21 protein-coding genes are annotated in these 20,615 nt (G+C 41.5%); 11 read left to right on the forward strand and 10 right to left on the reverse strand.

Translation table 11 applies throughout. From position 1 onward, the window contains the following. Positions 1–86 precede the first annotated feature (86 nt). The 4 genes from rpmE to FTU92_RS09855 all read right to left on the reverse strand — a co-directional run bounded on the left by rpmE (position 87) and on the right by FTU92_RS09855 (position 4,305). A complete protein-coding gene (gene rpmE, locus FTU92_RS09840; RefSeq protein ID WP_004971624.1) occupies positions 87–311 on the reverse strand; it encodes a 50S ribosomal protein L31 in 225 nt (74 codons plus the stop codon). Between the two features lie 203 nt (positions 312–514). Beyond that, positions 515–1,513 carry a bile acid:sodium symporter family protein gene (locus FTU92_RS09845; RefSeq protein ID WP_171062555.1) on the reverse strand — a complete coding sequence of 333 codons (999 nt, stop codon included), beginning with the start codon at positions 1,511–1,513 and terminating at the stop codon, positions 515–517. Between the two features lie 190 nt (positions 1,514–1,703). Then, positions 1,704–2,105 carry a lactoylglutathione lyase gene (gene gloA / locus FTU92_RS09850; protein ID WP_004971627.1) on the reverse strand — a complete coding sequence of 134 codons (402 nt, stop codon included), beginning with the start codon at positions 2,103–2,105 and terminating at the stop codon, positions 1,704–1,706. 1 nt (position 2,106) lies between these two features. Then, the gene (locus tag FTU92_RS09855; RefSeq protein ID WP_004971628.1) at positions 2,107–4,305 is read right to left on the reverse strand and encodes an MFS transporter; all 2,199 of its coding nucleotides are present in this window, start codon (positions 4,303–4,305) and stop codon (positions 2,107–2,109) included. A gap of 194 nt (positions 4,306–4,499) precedes the next feature. Between FTU92_RS09855 and FTU92_RS09860 the strand changes: the two genes are divergently transcribed. Continuing rightward, entirely contained in the window at positions 4,500–7,193 is a 2,694-nt protein-coding gene (locus FTU92_RS09860) for a Lon protease family protein (protein ID WP_131261142.1), read from the forward strand. Positions 7,194–7,316: 123 nt separating this feature from the next. Here the strand turns inward: FTU92_RS09860 and grxD are convergent, their stop codons facing one another. Further along, positions 7,317–7,658: a Grx4 family monothiol glutaredoxin gene (gene grxD / locus FTU92_RS09865; RefSeq protein ID WP_019837647.1), complete on the reverse strand. Its 342-nt coding sequence runs from the start codon at positions 7,656–7,658 to the stop codon at positions 7,317–7,319. A 161-nt stretch (positions 7,659–7,819) separates the two neighbouring features. Here grxD and FTU92_RS09870 point away from each other — a divergent pair, with 161 nt between their 5' ends. Then, positions 7,820–9,031: an aspartate aminotransferase family protein gene (locus FTU92_RS09870; RefSeq protein ID WP_180059838.1), complete on the forward strand. Its 1,212-nt coding sequence runs from the start codon at positions 7,820–7,822 to the stop codon at positions 9,029–9,031. A gap of 82 nt (positions 9,032–9,113) precedes the next feature. On the opposite strand, the gene FTU92_RS09875 is transcribed toward FTU92_RS09870, so the two are convergent. The 3 genes from FTU92_RS09875 to surE all read right to left on the reverse strand — a co-directional run bounded on the left by FTU92_RS09875 (position 9,114) and on the right by surE (position 11,839). Next, complete coding sequence (locus FTU92_RS09875; RefSeq protein ID WP_104851775.1) at positions 9,114–10,043, reverse strand: LysR family transcriptional regulator; 930 nt, start codon at positions 10,041–10,043, stop codon at positions 9,114–9,116. Between the two features lie 94 nt (positions 10,044–10,137). Next, the gene (locus FTU92_RS09880; RefSeq protein WP_104851774.1) at positions 10,138–10,956 is read right to left on the reverse strand and encodes a peptidoglycan DD-metalloendopeptidase family protein; all 819 of its coding nucleotides are present in this window, start codon (positions 10,954–10,956) and stop codon (positions 10,138–10,140) included. A gap of 106 nt (positions 10,957–11,062) precedes the next feature. Then, positions 11,063–11,839, reverse strand: coding sequence for a 5'/3'-nucleotidase SurE (surE, locus tag FTU92_RS09885; RefSeq protein WP_180096168.1), 777 nt, complete (start codon positions 11,837–11,839; stop codon positions 11,063–11,065). 211 nt (positions 11,840–12,050) lie between these two features. On the opposite strand from surE, the gene FTU92_RS09890 reads away from it, so the two are divergent. From FTU92_RS09890 to FTU92_RS09905, 4 genes are all read left to right on the forward strand, one after another. Beyond that, the gene (locus FTU92_RS09890) at positions 12,051–12,422 is read left to right on the forward strand and encodes an MCR_0457 family protein (protein WP_026438310.1); all 372 of its coding nucleotides are present in this window, start codon (positions 12,051–12,053) and stop codon (positions 12,420–12,422) included. 317 nt (positions 12,423–12,739) lie between these two features. Beyond that, positions 12,740–13,132 (forward strand): MCR_0457 family protein, encoded by a 393-nt coding sequence (locus FTU92_RS09895; protein WP_004971644.1) that lies wholly within the window; start codon positions 12,740–12,742, stop codon positions 13,130–13,132. Positions 13,133–13,249: 117 nt separating this feature from the next. Next, entirely contained in the window at positions 13,250–14,398 is a 1,149-nt protein-coding gene (gene dacC / locus FTU92_RS09900) for a D-alanyl-D-alanine carboxypeptidase PBP5/6 (protein WP_004971646.1), read from the forward strand. Positions 14,399–14,504: 106 nt separating this feature from the next. Then, positions 14,505–15,035 (forward strand): gamma carbonic anhydrase family protein, encoded by a 531-nt coding sequence (locus FTU92_RS09905; RefSeq protein ID WP_004971648.1) that lies wholly within the window; start codon positions 14,505–14,507, stop codon positions 15,033–15,035. 42 nt (positions 15,036–15,077) lie between these two features. Here the strand turns inward: FTU92_RS09905 and FTU92_RS09910 are convergent, their stop codons facing one another. Further along, the gene (locus FTU92_RS09910) at positions 15,078–15,284 is read right to left on the reverse strand and encodes a DNA-binding protein (protein ID WP_180096170.1); all 207 of its coding nucleotides are present in this window, start codon (positions 15,282–15,284) and stop codon (positions 15,078–15,080) included. Between the two features lie 133 nt (positions 15,285–15,417). Between FTU92_RS09910 and FTU92_RS09915 the strand changes: the two genes are divergently transcribed. The 5 genes from FTU92_RS09915 to FTU92_RS09935 all read left to right on the forward strand — a co-directional run bounded on the left by FTU92_RS09915 (position 15,418) and on the right by FTU92_RS09935 (position 19,941). Next, positions 15,418–15,903, forward strand: a complete 486-nt coding sequence (locus tag FTU92_RS09915) for an NUDIX hydrolase (protein WP_096901080.1) — start codon at positions 15,418–15,420, stop codon at positions 15,901–15,903. A gap of 4 nt (positions 15,904–15,907) precedes the next feature. Further along, positions 15,908–17,041 carry a tRNA 2-thiouridine(34) synthase MnmA gene (gene mnmA / locus FTU92_RS09920; protein WP_096901081.1) on the forward strand — a complete coding sequence of 378 codons (1,134 nt, stop codon included), beginning with the start codon at positions 15,908–15,910 and terminating at the stop codon, positions 17,039–17,041. Positions 17,042–17,053: 12 nt separating this feature from the next. Beyond that, a complete protein-coding gene (gene hflD / locus FTU92_RS09925) occupies positions 17,054–17,785 on the forward strand; it encodes a high frequency lysogenization protein HflD (protein WP_218944556.1) in 732 nt (243 codons plus the stop codon). Positions 17,786–17,840: 55 nt separating this feature from the next. Next, entirely contained in the window at positions 17,841–19,229 is a 1,389-nt protein-coding gene (purB, locus tag FTU92_RS09930) for an adenylosuccinate lyase (RefSeq protein WP_004971661.1), read from the forward strand. Between the two features lie 91 nt (positions 19,230–19,320). Continuing rightward, the gene (locus tag FTU92_RS09935) at positions 19,321–19,941 is read left to right on the forward strand and encodes a DUF2238 domain-containing protein (protein ID WP_004971662.1); all 621 of its coding nucleotides are present in this window, start codon (positions 19,321–19,323) and stop codon (positions 19,939–19,941) included. Positions 19,942–19,971: 30 nt separating this feature from the next. Here FTU92_RS09935 and FTU92_RS09940 read toward each other — a convergent pair whose 3' ends face one another. Next, positions 19,972–20,598, reverse strand: coding sequence for a cytochrome b/b6 domain-containing protein (locus tag FTU92_RS09940; RefSeq protein ID WP_004971665.1), 627 nt, complete (start codon positions 20,596–20,598; stop codon positions 19,972–19,974). Between the last annotated feature and the right edge of the window lie 17 nt (positions 20,599–20,615).

Here is a 20,615-nt window from a genome sequence, read left to right on the forward strand (position 1 = left end):
GGTCTTGTGCATTAGGGTCTATTTGTAGACCCTAAAATTTAAGGCACAAAAAAACGGGCAATTGCCCGTTTTTTTCGTACTGGATATTAACGTTTGATAGAACGTGACATACCAGCAAAACGTTGTTTGAACTTGTCGATACGACCGCCAGTGTCAACGTTCTTTTGCTTACCAGTGTAGAACGGGTGGCATGCAGAACATACGTCAAGATAAAGAGTTTCTTTACCAACTGCTGAACGAGTTTCGATTACGTTACCGCAAGAACAAGTTGCAACTAATTTTTCATATTTTGGGTGAATATCGGCGCGCATCGTCGATTACTCCTAAGATTTAAGAAGGCTTAAGCTGTCATCGCAATTGGTCACTCTCATTAAAAAAATGAGGACATGCTTTAAAAGCAGACCAACACCACAACAGACCATTCTTTTGGCCCACCGAGACGGATACCGTCAGAGCTAAGCACAACAAGTTGGGCAATATTATACGGAATAAAATATTTTAAAGCTAATTATTCTTAGGAATTTAATTCCTGAGGTTCAGTCGAATCGGGCTGCTTTTCGAGATAATTGGCTATCACACCGCACACCATCAACTGAATTTGATGGAAAATCATGATCGGTAAAACAATCATCCCCAACGGCTGCCCAATAAATAAAATTTGCGCCATCGGTACACCACTGGCTAAGGTTTTTTTGGAGCTACAAAAAAATGCGGCAATTTGGTCTTCACGTGCAAAACCCAACCATTGCGGCACAACCCACGCCAACCACATCACAAGGGTCAATAACACGGAACAAGCAATAATCAACAGCAATAAAGTCATACCACTAACTTGATGCCACAATCCTGCTACCACTGCCCCACTAAATGCACCATAAACCACCATCAAAATCGAACCCTGATCAAATACCTTGACCAGCTTTGGTAATTTCAACATCTGAGGAAAAACATAAGGACGTAATAACTGCCCCAAAATAAATGGCACCAATAACAATAAAGTAATTTGAATAATCGAATTTGTCGGGTCAAAACCGTGTTCAGACTGCCCTAAAATAAAGATGCCTACTAAAACTGGGGTAATAAACATCCCAATTAAATTAGAGAATGACGCACTGCAGACTGCGCTGGCAACATTGCCTTTTGCCACTGACGTAAAGGCAATTGAAGATTGCACGGTTGAAGGCAAAAAGCACATGAACAAAAAGCCCCAATACAGCTCCTGCCCGAGCATTGGCACTAGAATTGGCTTTGCCAGCAAACCTAAAATTGGGAATAACGCAAAGGTAAAAGTAAATACCAACGCATGCAATTTCCAATGCATCATGCCCTGAATGACAGCTTCACGTGATAATTTCGCCCCATGCAAAAAGAATAAGATTGCAATGGCAACTGTCGTAATCACACTAAAAACTTCGGCTGCTTGCCCTGACACAGGCACGACACTGGCGAGGATGACCATCACAAACAAAAGAATGGTAAAGCGATCCAATGCCAATAACTTCAACATAAACACATCCTGTATATTCTTTTACTGTTGCAAAAAAGCCCAGCAATTTTTACCTTTCGATAAAGGTATATTACTGAGCAATATTCAAAAAGCGAGCATTTTCAGGCGATGTTCAATATTTTCAAAATGAATACTGAACAACATTCAGTTTATTGCGCCATAAAGGTTTGGTTTTTACTGCTTCACTGATGAAGACTTAGTTATTACGTGCGTTCTGATCTTGCTGAATCAATTCAACTTTATAACCATCTGGGTCTTCAACAAAAGCAATGACAGTTACACCACCTTTCATTGGCCCTGCTTCACGTACCACATTGCCGCCGCGCGCTTTAATTTCTTCACATGCTTTGTAGGCATCGTCTACCGCAATTGCAATATGACCATAACCATTGCCCAAATCATAGCTGTCTGTATCCCAGTTATGCGTCAACTCCAAAACGGTGTGATTTTCTTCATCGCCATAGCCTACAAAAGCAAGGGTAAAACGACCTTCTTCATAATCACGCTTACGCAGCAAAGTCATGCCTAAAACTTCTGTATAAAATTTTAATGATTGCTCTAAATTACCTACACGTAACATGGTATGCAGCATGCGCATGTCATTCATCCTTTTGTTCAATCGGTTTTGCTTGTATGTGTTGATGGTCACGTAACAATTTCGCCACCCACACCACTAAAATTAAAATAGGGATTCCAATTAATGTGGTCATGAGGAAAAAGTTTGGATAACCAATATTGGTCACTATAGTACCTGAATAACCACCTAAAATCTTAGGAGTCAAGGTCATGAGTGAGCTAAAAATTGCATATTGCACAGCAGTAAATGACACACTGGTTAAACTGGATAAAAATGCGATAAAAGCCGCGCCCGCTAAACCTGAAGCCAAGTTATCGACAATAATCGCAAAATATAACCATGCTGTGCTATATGGCTTAATCACCTTGCCCTGAATTTCAACCATATTGTTTGAAGATGATTGAACGATCGGCAAAGGTTGTATATCTACATCCAAAGCATTGCCTTCATGTGTGTTTAAATCGACCTGATAGGTTTGGCTGTGTTGTTGTACTGTTTGCTGTCTATTCAATAATACGGCTTGCAGTTGTTTACTTGGTGAGTCTGCCAAAAGCTGCCCTGCAATCGCTGCCGTAAAAATTCCTTGTGCATCTAGTTTTGCATCAAAATTTTGACCATCTAGCTGCAGTACAATTTTTTGCTGTTCGGTTAAGGCAGGCCCTGCATATTGCCCACGTACGACAATACTGTTGCTGGCTTCATTTTCGCTAATACGATTATCCGAAGTCAGTGGTAAAAACTGGAGTTGTGCAGTTTCAATCTCAGTTTGGTGCAAATACGGCATCGACACTAAACGTGACGGCGTATCGCCCGTTTGGTATTGCGCACGTACCTGAATTTCATCCTGTGTTGCTAAAACCTGACTAGGCACAGCCACTTTCCAATATCCAACTTCATCGGCCTGGGTTTGATATTGTTGCTGCCCCACAGAAACTTGCACATCGCTCAGTTGCTGTCCTGACTTCACCAGACCAATAAAAATAAGATTGGTGGATGATGCCAACACCGCGCCAACAAACATTAATTTCATAATGTTCATACGCTGTGCCAGTAAACCGCCCAAGAAGCCACCCACTAAACTGAAAATGACCCCATAAACCTTAACCGCTTCGGCAATTTGTTCTTTGCTAAAGTTCAAATCCTGATAGAACACATTGGAAATTACACCTGCAATAATGTCTGAAACTCGATAAAAACCAATCAAGAGTAATAACACCAGTGCCAGTTTCATGCCGTAGCGTTTAAAGAAATCTGCAACAGGATGCACCCATGTTTCAAATGCCATCTGTTTATTGACTGCGCCCAATTTGACCAAAATTGTGCCCATGCCTACAGCAGCCGCACCCGATGCAATAAAACGTAAAGCTTCTATAGAAAATAATAAAAATGCATCTTTGAGTTGGAATTGTTGTTTTAAGGCTTCGGTAAAATTACCCGAAAAGACGTAGCACAATACAAAACTGAATACCGCAACAAAAAACACCGTAACCAGACGAAAATAGTCGCGTCGTTGATAATGCTTGCTGACCCGATTCACTTGCGGCTCACGAATCACCAAAGTCGTGATAATGCCAATCAGCATCACCGCAGCCATCGCCAAATAGGTAATTTTCCATGCACTATAAATATAGTTGCCTTTGGCTGTACCTAACGAGGCTGCCAAAAATAAAGCACCTGCCCCTGCGACAATCATCCCAATGCGATAGCCCGCGTTATAGGTCGATGCCAACACGGTTTGCATTTGAGTTTCAGCCAGTTCGATACGGTAAGCATCAATCACAATATCTTGCGTGGCTGCAGAAAAGCCCAGTAATACTGCACCCAATGCCATTTGATATAAATGCGCCTGTCCCAAAGCTGGGTCAGAAAATGCCATCACCGCAATTGCACAAACAATTAAACATTGGGCGATGAGCAGCCATGCCCGACGTCGCCCCAGTTTTTTGGTTAAATAGGGTACGGGTAATTCATCAATTAATGGTGCCCAGACAAATTTAAAGGAATAACCCAAGGCAGCCCAACTAAAGAAAGTGACCGCACTTTTGTCAATGCCTGCTTCGCCCAACCACAAAGATAGACTGGAAAAAATCAGTAAAATTGGAATACCTGCAGAGAAGCCCAAAAACAGCATGATCAGCGCACGACGGTCTAAAAATGCCGTAAATGCTGCTTTCCACCCTGTATTTTGTGCTGAAGTTTGCCCAGTCTGTTGTGTGGTCATTCGATTATTATTTTCTATCAAGTCAAATTGTTGTTATTCAATCGCGGAATAGCTTCTGTTTCAACAGTATTTATGAAATTATCCACAACAGCCTTGTCATTTTGTAGTAAAAATTACGGCTTAGCTTGAATTTTCCGCTTAAACCTGTATACCTTTAAACTTCTAACTGCAATATTTCGTTTTGGATTTCTACAGTGACCCAAAGACTTGATCAAATCACCCCATCAATGACAACCAACACAACAACAGCAGCGCAAGATGAACAACAACCGCTTCTCAGCTCTGCCTTTGAACAAAGCGAAATACAAACGACTTTAGAAAATACACGACTCAAAGCAACACAACTAACCCATATTCCAAATTACGATAACATTCCCGCTTCGACCCGACGCATTAAACCGCTGAATAATTTTTTAGGACAAGATCGGGCACGCGCTTCGGTGGAAGCAGGTATTTCCCTGCCATATTCTGGCTACAATATTTTTGCAGTGGGTACGGCGGGATTGGGCAAACGTACCATGGTCAAGCGTTTGCTGCAGCAACATGCCAAGAGCATGCCCACACCGAATGACTGGGTTTATGTCAATAATTTCAAACACCCGCGCCAACCGATTGCCTTGCAACTGCCTGCAGGTCAAGCGCCTAAATTTCAAAGTTTGTTACATCAAACTTGGCAAACTATTTTAAAGCAACTCGAACGTCGCTTTACCGCAGAAACCTATCACAACCGCATTGAAATGATTCGTCAGCAAGCGGGTGATGAACAGCAACAAGCCTTAATTGAGCTGACCAGTGAAGGTGAAGAACTCGATTTAAAACTGATTGCGCAGGAAGATGAACATTGCTTTGTACCCGTGCATCTGAAAAATGACAAAATGCAGGAAATGTCTAAGGAAGATATTAACGCCTTGGACAGCAAAACCCGTGCAGAAATTGCGTCCAATATTCGTTATATGAATAAAAAACTGGAGCGTTTGGGTTTGCATTTAGGCGATTTAGAAGATGACGCACGTGACAAAGTACAAGACCTGAACCGTGATATTGCCAAACAAGTGGTAATGCCACGCATTGATATTATTCAAAATAAATATCCTAGTGTCGAAGGTTTGACTGAATATTTACAATACTATGCCGAAGATATTATTAATAATGTCGAGTTTGTTTTAGAACAGGAAGAAGATGATTTCCGTCCTGGCACCTTTAGCCGTATTCCTGCGCGCTACCAAGCCAATATTATTGTGACGCACAAACCCAACAGCGGTGTACCTGTTATTTTTGAAGATTTTCCAACCCATTACAATTTATTGGGGCATGTAGAACAACTCACGCAAAACGGCACCATTACCACTGACTTCACCTTAATTCGTGCAGGTAGCTTACATAAAGCCAATGGCGGCTTTTTGATGCTCGAAGCAGAGCAGTTACTGGAACAGCCTTATGCATGGCAAGGACTGAAACGCGCTTTAAAATCGGGGCAATTGAAACTTTCATCTTTGGAACACATGCTAACTTTAACAGGCAGCATTTCAATTGAACCACAAGCCATTCCACTAAATATTAAAGTGATTTTACTGGCAGAGCCTGAAATTTATTATGAAATTTTAGAGCTAGAACCCGAACTTGGCAGCGTGTTTAAAATCCGTGCCGACTTTACCGATACATTACAACGTAATGACGAAAACGAGCAGGCATATATGCAGCTGATTGCCGACTATGTGCAATCTGACAAATTATTACCATTTGACCGTTCTGCTTTGGCAGCTTTACTTACTGACTCAAGTCGTCAAGCTGAAGATCAAAGCTCACTCTCCTTACATGCCCTCACCTTGGGGGATTTAATTCGTGAATCGCATCACCATGCGGCACAGGCGGGCGATAAAACGGTTTCCGAACAGCATATCAATACCGCACTGGATCATCGCAAATATCGCTTAGGCTATTTAAGAGAACTGTACTGGCAAGATTTATCACGCGGTACGCAGTTAATAGAAACTCGCGGACATCGTTTAGGGCAAATTAATGCCCTGTCGGTCATTCACTATGCCGATGTCGAGTTTGGCTTACCTTCGCGCTTAACCGCCTCAGTCTATCAAGGCGGCGGCGATATTTTAGATATTGAACGCAGTGTTGAACTTGGCGGTTCTTTACATGCCAAAGGCGTGTTGTTGATGGCCAGTTTCCTCAAAGCACATTTTGGCCGTGAGCAAATTTTACATTTTTCTGCTGCCCTTGCCTTTGAGCAAAGTTATGGTCAGGTTGATGGTGACAGTGCAACAGTGGCAGAGCTTTCTGCTTTGATTTCTGCAATCAGCCAACTACCTATTGACCAATCTTGGGCCATTACAGGCTCCATGAACCAACTTGGTCAAGTACAGCCAATTGGTGGCGTGAATGCAAAAATTGAAGGTTTCTTTGATGCCTGCAAACTGCAAGGTTTAACTGGCAAGCAAGGCGTGATTATTCCACGTCAAAATATGCAGCACCTTATGTTGCGTAAAGATGTGATTGAAGCGGTAGAACAAGGTCAGTTCCACATTCACGCCATTGATACCATTGACCAAGCCTTAGAAATTTTAATGGCGCGTCCTGTGGGTAAACTCACTAAAAAAGGACGTTACAGTAAAGGTTCAATTTACGCTGCAGTGATGGAACAACTTGAGTATTGGCAAGCCATTGAAGATGGTGCTGAAATTGAAGAAGAGCCAAAGAAAAAGAAAAAGTCCAAGAAAGAAAAGGACAAAAAAGACCCAGAGAAAAAGGACAAAGCGCAAAAAGCCAAGAAAAAACAGAAATCGGCTGAACCATCTGATGCGGCAACTTCTGATGAAGTCACTGCTGAGTCGGCTGAAACTGCTGAACTTGCAACTGAAAGTACTGCGGTAAACTAAGTGCAGTGATTCAAATCAGCTATTCAAGTGAATTCCAGATATAAAAAAAGCGCCAAGGCGCTTTTTTTATATCAACTTTTTTGTATGGATGACTTTGGTCTAGTGTGACCCAAGTCCAATACTTTAAGCTTCAGGTGCTGGGCTGTATTGCTCAACTAAAGGCTTTAACTCACCTTTCTGGAACATATCCAACATAATATCGCTACCACCAATCAACTCACCGTTAATCCACAATTGTGGGAAAGTTGGCCAGTTGGCAATTTTTGGCAAAGTGGTACGAATATCCTGATTTTCTAAAATATTCACATAAGCAAAAGGACGACCAATTTGACTGAGTGCTTCTACTGCGCGCGCAGAAAAACCGCATTGTGGAAATTGTGGTGTGCCTTTCATGTAAAGAAGAACAGCATGTTTAGCAATTTGTTCACGAATTAACGCTTCGGTATCGCGTACTTGTTCAGTCATTGGTAAATCCTCAACTCATCTGTGTGGCATTATACCCAAAACCGAGCAAAACAGTACGTCTAAAGCAATAAATCCAATTTTATTTACAATTAGGCTTTTCATCTGCAGTAGATTTTGCTTATATAAGTTTTTCCCTCCAACCTAACAGATAAGAGTTAGTCATGAATAACATTACCCTTGCTCCTGTGCAAACTGATCAACCATCACATTTGATGCCTGTATTTGGCCGTCAGCCGATCAGCTTTGTCCGCGGTCGAGGTTCTTATCTTTATACTGAAGATGGCACAGAATATTTAGATGCACTTACAGGCATTGCCGTATGTGGTTTAGGTCACGCACACTCTGCAATTACCGAAGCCATTGCAGATCAGGCGGCTACCTTAATTCACACCAGTAACTTGTTTGAAGTGCCGTGGCAGACTGCTGCTGCACAAAAATTGGCGCAAGTTGCTGGCATGGAAGAAGTGTTTTTTTCAAACAGTGGCGCAGAGTCTAACGAAGGTGCAATTAAAATTGCACGTAAATTCGGTCACATGCAAGGCGTAGCCAATCCTAAAATTATTGTTGCAGATCACTCTTTCCACGGTCGTACTTTGGCTACCCTGTCTGCAACTGGCAATAAAAAAGTTCAGGAAGGTTTTGCACCTTTGGTTGAAGGCTTTATTCGTGTGCCTTTTGGTGATGTCGAAGCCATTGAAGAAGCTGCGATTCAGCATCCTGATATTGTGGCTATTTTAGTCGAGCCGATTCAGGGTGAAGGCGGTGTGAATACTGCACCACAAGGCTTTAGCTACCTAGAAGACATCCGCCGTATTTGTAATCAACACAACTGGCTGATGATGCTGGATGAAGTACAAACAGGAAATGGTCGTACAGGTAAATTCTTTGCTTATCAGCACACCAATATTGTGCCTGATGTATTGACTACAGCGAAAGGTTTGGGCAATGGCTTCCCAATTGGTGCAGTCATGACTCAAGGTCGTGGTGTGGGCGTTCTTACTGCTGGTAATCATGGCTCAACCTACAGTGGTACTGCGTTAGGTTCACGCGTGGTTTACACTGTTATTGACACCATCCAGAAAGAAAACTTGGTAGAAAATGCAGCAAAAATGGGTGGCTACATTGTGGAACAATTGCGTCAACAACTCGCAGACCAAAATGTAAGCGTGCGTGGTTTTGGCTTGATGATTGGTATTGAATTACCAAAACCATGTGCAGAGTTGGTCGATATTGCCCGCGATGAATACAAAATGATTATTAACGTAACTGCAGGTTCTGTGGTGCGTTTATTGCCAACATTAAATATTACTCAAGCCCAGGCAGATCAATTGATTGAACGCCTTGTAGCAATGATTAAAAAATTCTTGGCTTAAATAAATCCCTAACAAAAAGCCGCAGTTTGAACTGCGGCTTTTTGCTAACTAAATGGTCGATCAGTATATTATCAACATTCAATTAAGATGCTTCTTGAAACACTCGCCCACCCGGCAATTGAGAAAAATATTGTTTTAAGGCTTCCAAACAACGATGTACTTTCATCGGTTGTTGCTCATGTTTGGAAATGATTGCATACAAGGTAAATGCGGGTAATTTCCACTCAGGCAAAATTTCAACCAAACTGCCATTAAGCAAATCTTTTTGAATATCCAAATGCAAAATTCGCGCAAGCCCATGCCCTTGCATACACAAAGATTTAGACACCAACACATTATTGGTCGATAGACGCGAGCCCAACTCTACATCCACATTTTCAGCAGTGCTGATATGCTTAAAATTGAGTTGCTGAAAATTCTTCATAATGGTTAATGGAATTAACTCGTGATGTTTTAAATCTTCAGGACGTGAAATGGGCGCGGTTTGATTTAAATAACTAGGTGATGCGACTAAAACTTGGTCAATATGGGCAATTGGAATCACATGCTGGTTTTGATCTTCAATTTTTGGACTCATACGCAGCGCAATATCAATGCGACCATCAATCAGGTCAATGTATTGATTGTCGGTTTCTAGATGGATAGATAAACCACGATGGGCCGACATCCAATGTGAAAGAGCAGGAATCACATGATTCGCACCTAACTCAGGAGTGGTGGCAATTCGTAAATCACCGACCAGATCATCTCTTAATTCATTAATGCGGATTTTTCCGCGCTCAGCAGCGGCGAGCATTTCTTGACAGCTGTGGAAAAAAGCTTGTCCTGCTTCAGTCAAACTCAGTTTTCTAGTAGAACGATGCAGAAGTGTGACTTCCATTTCTTGTTCTAATGAACGGATTTGTTGACTGACGGCACTTGTGGTGATCCCTAGATCACGCGCTGCACCGCTAAACGAGCTTTTTTCAACAACACAAGCAAATACACCCATTGCTCGAAGTTGATCTAACATAAATTCCCTCTGAAATTATACAGGTGCTCTTATCTTTCGATAAAAGCAACCTATTGTATTATACGGTGAAATTTATGTTTTGTATTTGCAAAATTTAATTTATTGGTAAAACATTAGTCGGATTGATTGGCTTACCATCTAGGCGTACCTGAAACTCCAACATGGTACGTGTAGCACCAGAAGAACCCATTTCAGCAATCTTTTGACCCGCTGTGACATTTTGACCACTGCTCACATTCATCTTACTGTTATGTGCATAGGCGGTGATATAACCATCAATGTGCTTGATTAAAATCAAGTTCCCATATTCTTTTAATCCATCTGCAGCATAAACCACCTGCCCATCTGCTGCGGCATAAATTGGATCGCCCACATTGCCACCGTAACGAATTCCTTTGATATTACTTGCCAAATTAAACTGTGCAATCACAGCACCTTGTGATGGTTTCACCCAGCGCAATGTGCTGCTACGCACAGGTGTACTTGGTGTGGTTGAGCTAGTGGTCGTGGTTGTAGTCGATGTTACCGGTGCAGGTGTCGTTGGTAAAGTGACTGTTTGACGTTGAATTGGTGCAGCCTGCGTTACAGGGCGAGTGCTTGTTGTACGTGGTGCATTGCCCGCTTTCAAACGAATCGACTGCCCGACATAAATACGATACGGCGGTGCAATATCATTCATTTCTGCAATGCTGAGATAGCTCAAACCATAACGTGCAGCGATACCACTTAAAGTATCACCTGAACGTACAGTATAAAAATTCGGCGCTGTTGCATAACGTGCAGAATTATTCACTTGAGGTTTAGAGGCACAACCACTCAACACGACGGTAGCCACAACAGCACTTGATAACACTAAGGTTTTCAACAATGCTGTTGGTGTGCTAAATAAACGATACTGAAACACCACAGGCATTCTTTCCTCTCTACAAATTCTAAATATTTTCTATTGCGCTAAGAGTAGCAAAAAAGTCCTTGTAATGAGGCTTACAAGCTACTTTTTCACAAAGTTATAACATTAGTTAGCCAATTGGGGAAAATTGACTGTGCAATGATTGCAAAACGTCATAATTGGTGGCATCCATCTGAATTGGTGTCACGCTGACATAGCCATTTGCTACCGCAAAAAAATCAGACTCAATTTCAGTTAAGCCTTTTTTCGGTGCAGCCACTGCCTCGCCCGACAAACCAATCCAATACACTTGACGCCCTCGTGGATCGACCTGACTAGTAATTGGCTTAGATTGGGTACGCTGTCCTTGATAGGTAATTTTTGTGCCCTGCAACACTGGCACATCTGGAATATTCACATTAAAAATATGTCGTGCAGGTAAACTTGGTAAACCTTGAGCAATAAAGTCATGTACCCACTGCGCTGCCTGCATATAATCTTGCGGATGCTGATAAGCACGTACATTATGCCCTGCAAGTGATACCGCAATCGCAGGCTGTTTCATCAAACGTCCTTCAAATGCCGCACCGACTGTGCCTGAGTACAGTACATCATCCCCTAGATTTGCACCGCTGTTAATGCCGCTGACCACCAAATCAAATTCGAAATCGAACAATCCATTCATCGACAAATAGACACAGTCTGCAGGTGTACCATTCACTGCCCAGACATCTTCAGCAATTTGCACAGGACGTAATGGTCGGTCTAAAGTCAGCGCACTCGAAAAACCACTGCGTTCACTTTCGGGTGCAACAATCACCACGCGACCCAAAGGTTTTAAGGCTTTCGCCAAAGCTTGGATACCAGGTGCAAACACGCCATCATCATTGGCTATCAAAATATTCACAGAAAAATCTCAGATAAAACAAATATAAAGGTTATATACTAAAATATAGCAACGTCGGTTCAATCTTAAACTTGTTTGTGCCTGATTCATGCCTAAGCACATTTAATAAGCACACGACAACAAAATGACTGATCAGCACATTTCATTGAAATATACAAAAGATTATATATATTTAGCGCTTAACATCCATCCAAAAATATATGTGATTCTCATGATTTTAGCTTTGTCATTTCGTCGTTTATTGGGTCTAGGTTTTGCTGCTGTATTAACGCAGTCTGTAATTGCAGAAGATTTGACTGCAGCAGAAGCCAATACGATTGTGAAAGAAGATGTTGCAGCGGCACAAGTCATGACTGAAATGTGCCCTGCACTGATTGGAAAAAATGCAAAATTAGATGCCAATATTCAAGCACTGATTCAAACTTATCTACAAGATTATTCAGAATCGAACATGACGCTTGCCAAACTACAAGCCGACGCAGAATATCAATCCGTTTTAGCTGAAGCGCGTGAAGCAGCAAAAGATACAGCCAAAGAAGAGCAAAAAGTAGTGTGTCAGGAAGCTTTAGAATTAGCACTTTAAATCACATGATTTAAATACTATTTTGAGCCTGTAAATAATTTTGCATACTCACCCTTTAAGGCAAACTTTCAAAGTTTGCCTTAAATTTTATGCTTAGTTTTTATATCTGGTATTTTTCCACTATTATTTTACGCTTTATATCAAGCCACTGATTTTCAAATTTCAGACTTTAATCTTCACTTTTTATACATGATTTGCGCTCAGATCACACAGCTTTAATACATTTTCACTCTTTCAATTCGCAAATAAATGATTCATCTTATAAGCACTTAAATGAATCGGTAGATTCAGTTCAAACAATATTTAAGGTACTTGATATGCAATTTTCTGGCTTAAAAAATTCACGTGCAGTTCATTTTTTTGGCGCAGTTGCGCTCAGTTTGGGTTTAAGTCAAGCCGCAATTGCGCAAGAAGAAAATATTGAAGTGACGCCATTACAACAAGTGACTCAGCAAGAATTAGCCGCTATTTATGTGTTATCTGAAGTTTGCCCTTCACTAGTCAAAGAACAAGATCAATTTCATCAGGGTTATACAAAACTTGCCCAAGAATATATGCCTAAAGAAAAAGACGCTGTTACTGCCTTAAGTAAACTCAGCAAACAAAAAAGCTTCCAGCCAATTTTAAAAGAAGCCCGTGCCGATGCCAAAGCTGCTGGAACAGCCAAAAACCAAGCAATTTGCCAAGAATTGACAGCATATAGCAGATAATACAATTTGGTTACAATACTTTTATCAATAAGCCGATTTCTCCCATAGAAGTCGGCTGAGCTTTGCCCTAAAATGCTAGCTCTTTTGTGCATACCTCAAGTATTGGAACCTCTTAGAATGACCCCAAAAAGCGCCCTTGCTGCATTATTACTATTACCAAGCTTTTCTTATGCAGCAACTGTCTTAGCTACACCACCAGAACTCAATAACAAATCATACGTTTTGATGGATTATGAGACGGGACAAATTTTAGCTTCAAAAAATGAAAACGAAAAACTCGCCCCTGCCTCAATGACCAAAATGATGACTAGTTTCATCATTGAACAAAAGTTATTAAAAGGCGAACTCACGGAAGATGAACAAGTCCGCATGAATGAGTCTGCATGGTGTCGTGGCAGCAGCACAGAATCATGTATGTATGTTCCTTTAAATGGCACAGCAACCGTACTTGAAATGCTACGCGGAATTATCGTGCAATCGGGCAACGATGCATCTAAAGCCATGGCAGAGCACATTGCAGGTAATGAAGGCACATTCGTTCACATGATGAATGAAGAAGCCAAACGTATTGGCATGAGCAATACCCAGTTTATGAACTCTACGGGTATGCCTGCTGAAGGTCACTTTTCTACCGCAAAAGATATGGCGACTTTAGCGCAGCACATCATCCATGACAGCTCAAAATACTACCCAATTTATTCTGAAAAAGAGTTTTCTTTTAATGGAATTAAACAAGGCAACCGTAATGCCCTGTTATATACCGACCCAAGCGTGGATGGTTTAAAAACAGGTCATACCAACGAAGCGGGTTACTGCTTAACCACTTCATCTAAACGTGGCCCAATGCGTTTAATTTCGGTGATTTTTGGTGCGCCAACCATGCAAGCTCGTGCAACTCAAACTCGTGAATTGTTAGCTTGGGGTTATGCAAACTACGAAACTGTACGTGTACAGCCTGCCAACCAAGTCTTAGCTAAAGCAAAAGTATGGTACGGTAAAAGCAAAGAAGCACAAATTGGTTTGCCAGAAAACTTTAACGTGACCATGCCAAAAGGCAAAGCCAACCAAATTAAAACTCAATTGGTGGTTCAACCTAAATTGACTGCTCCTTTGAAAAAAGGTCAAGTGATTGGTAAATATGTCGCAACCTTAGATGGTAAAGTGATTGCTGAAAAACCATTGGTGGCGTTGCAGGAAGTGGAAGAAGCGGGTTTCTTTGCACGTATGCTAGACCATATCAAACAATTCTTTAGCAACTTATTCTAAGATTCATAAGCTTAGACTAAAGCGCAAAGCACACATGCCCGCATGTGTGCTTTTTTATTTTATACTGTCCTCAATCCTAAATTTATAAGCTAAAGATTTGTCCATCATGAAAAAAAATGTGCGTGCTTATTTAGAGCAAACCCCAAAAATTGACGCAAGCTGTTATGTAGATGAATTGTCGGTGGTGATTGGTGATGTGCATTTGGCCGCAAATGTATCGGTTTGGCCATTTGCCGTGATTCGTGGTGATGTTAACCATATTCGGATTGGTCAAAATTCCAATGTGCAAGATCATGCCATGCTGCATGTTAGCCATAAAAAAGCCGACAAACCTGAAGGTTCACCGCTGATTATTGGCGAAGATGTCACAGTTGGACATGGTGTGACCTTACACGGCTGCACCATTGGCAATCGGGTGTTATTGGGCATCAACACAATTGTTTTGGATGATGTCATTATTGAAGATGATGTAATGATTGGCGCAGGGTCTTTAGTGCCACCGCGTAAGCGTTTGGAAAGTGGCTATTTGTACGTGGGTAGCCCTGTGCAAAAAGTTCGTCCTTTAACCGACAAGGAAAAAGAGTTTTTGCCTTATTCTGCACGGCACTATGTAAAAGTGGCGGGGAATTATCAATAATCCACCCCTCAAAGTTCTTTTTGATTGTTGTAATTTGAGGGATTACACGTTCTGCACCGTTAATTTTAAACTCAGTGTATGAATGACATGATTAATCTTATCAAATCGAGAGGCTGAATCTTGACTTAGAGTTTTATACAAAGCTTTACGGTCAATATCTGCCTCTTTTTCTATTTGTGCAATAGTTTTGACTTTGGCAACCACACCTAGCGCAAATGAGATCACATCCAGCATCACCAAATGAATCAAAGAACAAAGTACCCCTCACATCTTCCCACAACTACACAAACCTACATTTACAGTTTTAAAGAAATCCCCTTTCAACATAGCCACATCCCCCTAAATTTTGTAGAATATGCGTTTTACCCCATGGTGCTTTTCAATGACCGCTTGGACTGCTCACGTTACTGTCGCCACCGTTATCGAAAAAAACGGAAAATTCCTGTTTGTTGAAGAACATACAGAAGGTGTGACGCATAGCGTGTTTAATCAGCCTGCAGGGCATGTTGAAGCTGGCGAAAGCTTAATTGAAGCAGCAATACGTGAAACCATGGAAGAAACTGGGCATCGGGTGAAAATTAATGCCTTACTCGGTATTTATAGCTATACTCCGCCTATGTTTCCTGACCGCACCTATTATCGCTTCTGCTTTCTAGCCGAATCGCTGCAACATGATGCGCAAGCCCAGCTCGATCCCGATATTATTGGTACAGTATGGATGTCTGCAGACGAACTGGCTGAATCAGCACGTGCCCGAAGTCCGTTGGTACTGAAAGCGGTTCAAGATGCGCTCAGTGGTCAATCTTATCCTTTATCGCTCATTTACGAGCACCAAAATTCTCCCCTTATTTCTAGTTTGGATGCCTAATCCTATGCAACAACGTGTCATCGTCGGTATGTCAGGTGGTGTAGATTCATCTGTTTCTGCTGCACTTCTACTTCAACAAGGTTATCAGGTTGAAGGGCTTTTCATGAAAAACTGGGAAGAAGATGACGGCACTGAATATTGCACCGCGATGGAAGATCTTGCCGATGCGCAAGCGGTGTGCGACAAGCTAGGCATTAAGTTGCATACAGCCAACTTTGCGATGGAATATTGGGATCGGGTTTTTGAGCATTTTCTTGCCGAATATGCCGCAGGACGCACGCCAAACCCAGATATTTTATGCAATAAAGAAATTAAGTTCCGTGCCTTTTTAGATCACGCCATGAATTTAGGCGCAGATTTTATCGCCACAGGTCACTACGCTCGTCGTGGTGGAACGCAGTACAACTCCAAAGGTGAAGCATACGCTCCACTGTTACGTGGTTTAGATAAAAATAAAGATCAAACCTATTTCTTACATGCAGTGCATGGTCGTGAAATCAATAAAACCTTGTTCCCTGTGGGCGAAATTGAAAAGCCGCAAGTCCGAAAAATTGCCGAAGAACTAGATTTAGTCACTGCCAAGAAAAAAGACTCGACAGGGATTTGCTTTATTGGTGAACGTCGCTTTAATGATTTCTTAAAACAATATTTGCCTGCTCAAGCTGGAAAAATTGTTTTAGACGATGGCAAAGAGGTTGGTGAACATCACGGCTTAATGTACTATACGCTCGGTCAGCGTGGCGGGATTGGTATTGGCGGCTTAAAAGGTGTTGCTGAAGGTGCATGGTTTGTCCTGCATAAAGATATTGAAAACAATCGTTTAGTGATTGGTCAAGGTCATGAACATCCACTCATGCAAAGCACTATTTTATGGAGCGAAGCAATTGATTGGGTGGCAGGTGAACAAGAAATTCCAGCGTCAGGCTTCCGTTGTACTTGTCGCACTCGCTATCGCCAAGATGATCAGGACTGTGTAATTTTCAATGATGACAGCATGCCTGGCGGTGTACGTGTGGAATTTGATGAACCACAACGTGCAGTCACTCCTGGTCAAAGTGTCGTATTCTATTCAGGCGAAATGTGTTTAGGCGGTGGTGTGATTCACCATACCAATGCACCTAAACCCGATTTTATTTAAGGATTGTTTTGGATGACAGAGTTACCGTTTCAACAGTCACCAACTCTGAATGTTCGCCAAAATCGTGCCTTGGCGTTAGCGGGTGTGTTTCAAGCCACCCAGCTCACGCACATGACTGCACTCACAGGCAGACAAAGTATTGGTGAAAGCGGTAACTTTTATTTTGAGCAATTAATTAAAGCCAGTTTAAATATCCGTCCAAGTAGCAATCACAGTTCGCAAACTTTGGATTTTTTTAATCATTTGGCCGATATTTCTTTGGGTTTAAAAACGCTAGAAAGCAGCATCAACCAACCTTTTAATACTGCTCCTAAATCGCGTTTACCTAAACTATCCAATACCAAACTACCCATGTCGTATGCGATGGCACTCTTACAATTAGAAAAGAAAGTGTATAGCAATCCTAAATACGTCGAAGTTATTGAGCAGTCACAGCAAAAAATCTTAAAACAACTTTCATTTTTTGATCATAACTATTTGCATCCCAGTATTATTGCCAATTTAGCCCAAACCTATGTCGATACTGCGGGACAAATTAACCCGCGCATTATGGTACGTGGCAATGCAGAAGCATTTAAGGATTCTGCACATACCAACCGAATTCGAGCTTCGCTTTTTACAGGCTTACAAATGGCACACCTTTGGCGTCAACTTGGTGGCAGTTCATGGGGCATGGTATTTAGCAAACGTAAATTATTACGTGATATTCAAGATCTGGCGCGTTTACAGTATCAGGTGGTTTAAACCATGCTGAACACGCTTTTGTTTTAGGTTTAATTCCAAAGTTTAAGGAATCGATATGAACGCTTTAACCGCACTTTCTCCATTAGATGGGCGCTATGCAAGCAAATGTGATGCTCTCCGCCCTTTCCTCTCTGAGTTTGGTTTAATCCATGCTCGTGTGACTGTTGAAGTGCGTTGGTTACAAGCGCTTGCCAATCGTCCTGAAATTACCGAAGTACCTGCTTTCAGTGCTGCAACGAATGCTGCATTAGATGCAATTGTTGCAGATTTCTCTGAAGATGATGCCAACCGCATTAAAGAAATTGAACGCACCACCAACCATGACGTAAAAGCAGTTGAATATTTCTTAAAAGAAAAAATTGCCAACATTGATGAGTTAAAAAATGCAGGTGAGTTCATTCACTTTGCTTGTACTTCAGAAGACATCAACAACTTGTCACATGCTTTAATGCTTAAAAATGGTCGTGAAGTATTGGTTGCAGCGATGCAGCAAATCATTGATTCGATTGTTGCATTGGCAGAAAAACACGCAGATCAACCAATGTTGTCACGTACTCACGGTCAAACTGCAAGCCCAACAACTTTGGGTAAAGAAATGGCAAACGTGGCATATCGTCTTGCACGTCAAATCAAACAGTTCAAGCAAGTTGAGCTTTTGGGCAAAATCAATGGTGCAGTAGGTAACTACAACGCTCACCTTTCTGCATACCCAGAAATCAACTGGCCTGCACATTCTCAAGCATTTGTAGAATCTTTAGGTTTAAGCTTTAACCCATACACGACTCAAATTGAGCCACACGACTATATGGCAGAATTGTTTGATGCGCTACGTCGTTTCAACACCATTCTAATCGACTTCAACCGTGACGTTTGGGGCTACATCTCACTTGGTTTCTTCAAGCAAAAACTGAAAGAAGGTGAAGTTGGTTCTTCAACCATGCCGCACAAAGTAAACCCAATTGACTTTGAAAACTCTGAAGGTAACTTGGGTATCGCCAATGCAGTCTTGGCTCACTTAGGCGAAAAATTACCAATCTCTCGCTGGCAACGTGACTTAACTGACTCGACTGTATTGCGTAATATGGGTGTTGGTTTTGCACAAAGCTTGATCGCATTTGAAGCTTGCTCTAAAGGTATTGGCAAACTTGAATTGAACGCACAACGTATTCTTGAAGATTTAGACAATGCTCAAGAAGTATTGGCTGAGCCAATTCAAACTGTGATGCGTCGTTACAACATCGAAAAACCATACGAAAAATTAAAAGCTCTTACACGTGGTCAAGCTATGACACGTGACATGATGCTAGATTTCGTGAATGGTAATGAGTTGGAAGGCGTTCCTGCAGCAGATCGCGCACGTTTAGCGACAATGACGCCTGCAACTTACACAGGTAATGCAGCTGAACAAGCAAAACAAATTCAAGATTTAATTGCTAAAATCTAATTTGTAAAAGCATTCATCACAATACAAAAATGCGAAGCTTCGGCTTCGCATTTTTATTAGAATAAAACAAATCTTCCAACTTAAACATCACATGCAAAATCAATTCCGCATTCAACATTACTGTGCTTTAGGCTTGGTCATACTCGCCATGCTTGCTGCCAGTATTCAACCACTGGAATTTGAATCGTATCTACTGCATCAGGCAGGCACAGTTTTTATGCTCGCGGCTTTATTGATTGCGTTTAAAAAAGTAGGACTGAGTTTTTCTAGCTTTGTGCTGTATTTAATATTTTTACTGATTCATATTGTCGGAGCACATTATCTGTATTCTTATGTGCCCTATAATGATTGGATTTTGCACAGCTTTGGCTTCAATTTAGATCAGAGCATGGGTTGGTCACGCAATATGTATGACCGTTTTGTGCATTTGGCTTATGGTATTTTGCTCTATCCTGTTTTATTGCGCTTGTTTGAAGTCTGGTTTCCAAAAAACAAACCTATCGTTTTATATCTTTTGGTCATTCAATTTATCATGGCAAGCAGTTTAATTTATGAATGGGTGGAATGGCTCATTGCGCTTGGCTTATCGCCAGAAGATGCTGAAAATTATAATGGTCAGCAAGGTGATATTTGGGATGCACACATGGATATGCTTTTAGCAACGATAGGAGCAATGCTGATGGGATGCTTCTACTTGATCAAGAAACCCTAACAGGATGCCTCTTTCGTACTAAATCCAAATTTATTGCCAATACCACCACCAGAAGCCAGCTAAACTTGCGACTGAAATCATCCAGATCAACACCGTTAATACTGCAGGTTTACCCGACCCCCAAAACATGGTTTTGGCAAGCCATTTTTTAAACAATACGCTGCTTAAAGTTAAGCTCGCTAAATGCACCAATACCGCAGCTAAGAATAAATTTGCTGCAAATTCATGTAGCTCTTTTAAAGTATGACTTTGGGTATAATCGGTGAAAAATCCAACCAACACAGTTAAAGGCAATGCCAACCAAATCAACAAAATACTGAATTGAAACGCACTGGAACTGCCTGACTTTAAAAACGGTAATGAAAAAAACTGCTGTGGCTGTTTCCAATCGCGTTTTACAAATTGTTGAATCATGCCTAAACGTTTAGAAATTCCTGTCGGCTGTGTGCTGTTCAACATACTCAACACCTGCCATACGATTCGTAAAGCTAAACTAATCCCCAACGTATAGCCAAAAGCCATATGTAACTGATGCCATTCTTCCGCATCACCTGTTAAGTAAGCCCCTGTAAAACTTAGCAGCATCACCACATGCAAAAAGCGAATCATTAAATCTGTAGATGTTGATTGCTTCGCGGGCACACTATTTGTTTGCATATTCAATCTATCAAGGT

Source organism: Acinetobacter sp. YH12205 (assembly GCF_013418125.1).
Classification (GTDB): domain Bacteria; phylum Pseudomonadota; class Gammaproteobacteria; order Pseudomonadales; family Moraxellaceae; genus Acinetobacter; species Acinetobacter towneri.

What these genes read in the sequence shown, in the direction of transcription:
- FTU92_RS09895 (WP_004971644.1), top strand. Translation starts at nt 12,740, where the DNA reads ATGCAATTTTCTGGCTTAAAAAATTCACGTGCAGTTCATTTTTTTGGC.
- FTU92_RS09915 (WP_096901080.1), top strand. Translation starts at nt 15,418, where the DNA reads ATGACCGCTTGGACTGCTCACGTTACTGTCGCCACCGTTATCGAAAAA.
- FTU92_RS09875 (WP_104851775.1), bottom strand. Translation starts at nt 10,043, where the DNA reads ATGTTAGATCAACTTCGAGCAATGGGTGTATTTGCTTGTGTTGTTGAA.
- FTU92_RS09890 (WP_026438310.1), top strand. Translation starts at nt 12,051, where the DNA reads ATGATTTTAGCTTTGTCATTTCGTCGTTTATTGGGTCTAGGTTTTGCT.
- rpmE (WP_004971624.1), bottom strand. Translation starts at nt 311, where the DNA reads ATGCGCGCCGATATTCACCCAAAATATGAAAAATTAGTTGCAACTTGT.
- FTU92_RS09880 (WP_104851774.1), bottom strand. Translation starts at nt 10,956, where the DNA reads ATGCCTGTGGTGTTTCAGTATCGTTTATTTAGCACACCAACAGCATTG.
- hflD (WP_218944556.1), top strand. Translation starts at nt 17,054, where the DNA reads ATGACAGAGTTACCGTTTCAACAGTCACCAACTCTGAATGTTCGCCAA.
- FTU92_RS09935 (WP_004971662.1), top strand. Translation starts at nt 19,321, where the DNA reads ATGCAAAATCAATTCCGCATTCAACATTACTGTGCTTTAGGCTTGGTC.
- FTU92_RS09870 (WP_180059838.1), top strand. Translation starts at nt 7,820, where the DNA reads ATGAATAACATTACCCTTGCTCCTGTGCAAACTGATCAACCATCACAT.
- FTU92_RS09855 (WP_004971628.1), bottom strand. Translation starts at nt 4,305, where the DNA reads ATGACCACACAACAGACTGGGCAAACTTCAGCACAAAATACAGGGTGG.
- dacC (WP_004971646.1), top strand. Translation starts at nt 13,250, where the DNA reads ATGACCCCAAAAAGCGCCCTTGCTGCATTATTACTATTACCAAGCTTT.
- mnmA (WP_096901081.1), top strand. Translation starts at nt 15,908, where the DNA reads ATGCAACAACGTGTCATCGTCGGTATGTCAGGTGGTGTAGATTCATCT.
- grxD (WP_019837647.1), bottom strand. Translation starts at nt 7,658, where the DNA reads ATGACTGAACAAGTACGCGATACCGAAGCGTTAATTCGTGAACAAATT.
- purB (WP_004971661.1), top strand. Translation starts at nt 17,841, where the DNA reads ATGAACGCTTTAACCGCACTTTCTCCATTAGATGGGCGCTATGCAAGC.
- FTU92_RS09940 (WP_004971665.1), bottom strand. Translation starts at nt 20,598, where the DNA reads ATGCAAACAAATAGTGTGCCCGCGAAGCAATCAACATCTACAGATTTA.
- FTU92_RS09905 (WP_004971648.1), top strand. Translation starts at nt 14,505, where the DNA reads ATGAAAAAAAATGTGCGTGCTTATTTAGAGCAAACCCCAAAAATTGAC.
- gloA (WP_004971627.1), bottom strand. Translation starts at nt 2,105, where the DNA reads ATGCGCATGCTGCATACCATGTTACGTGTAGGTAATTTAGAGCAATCA.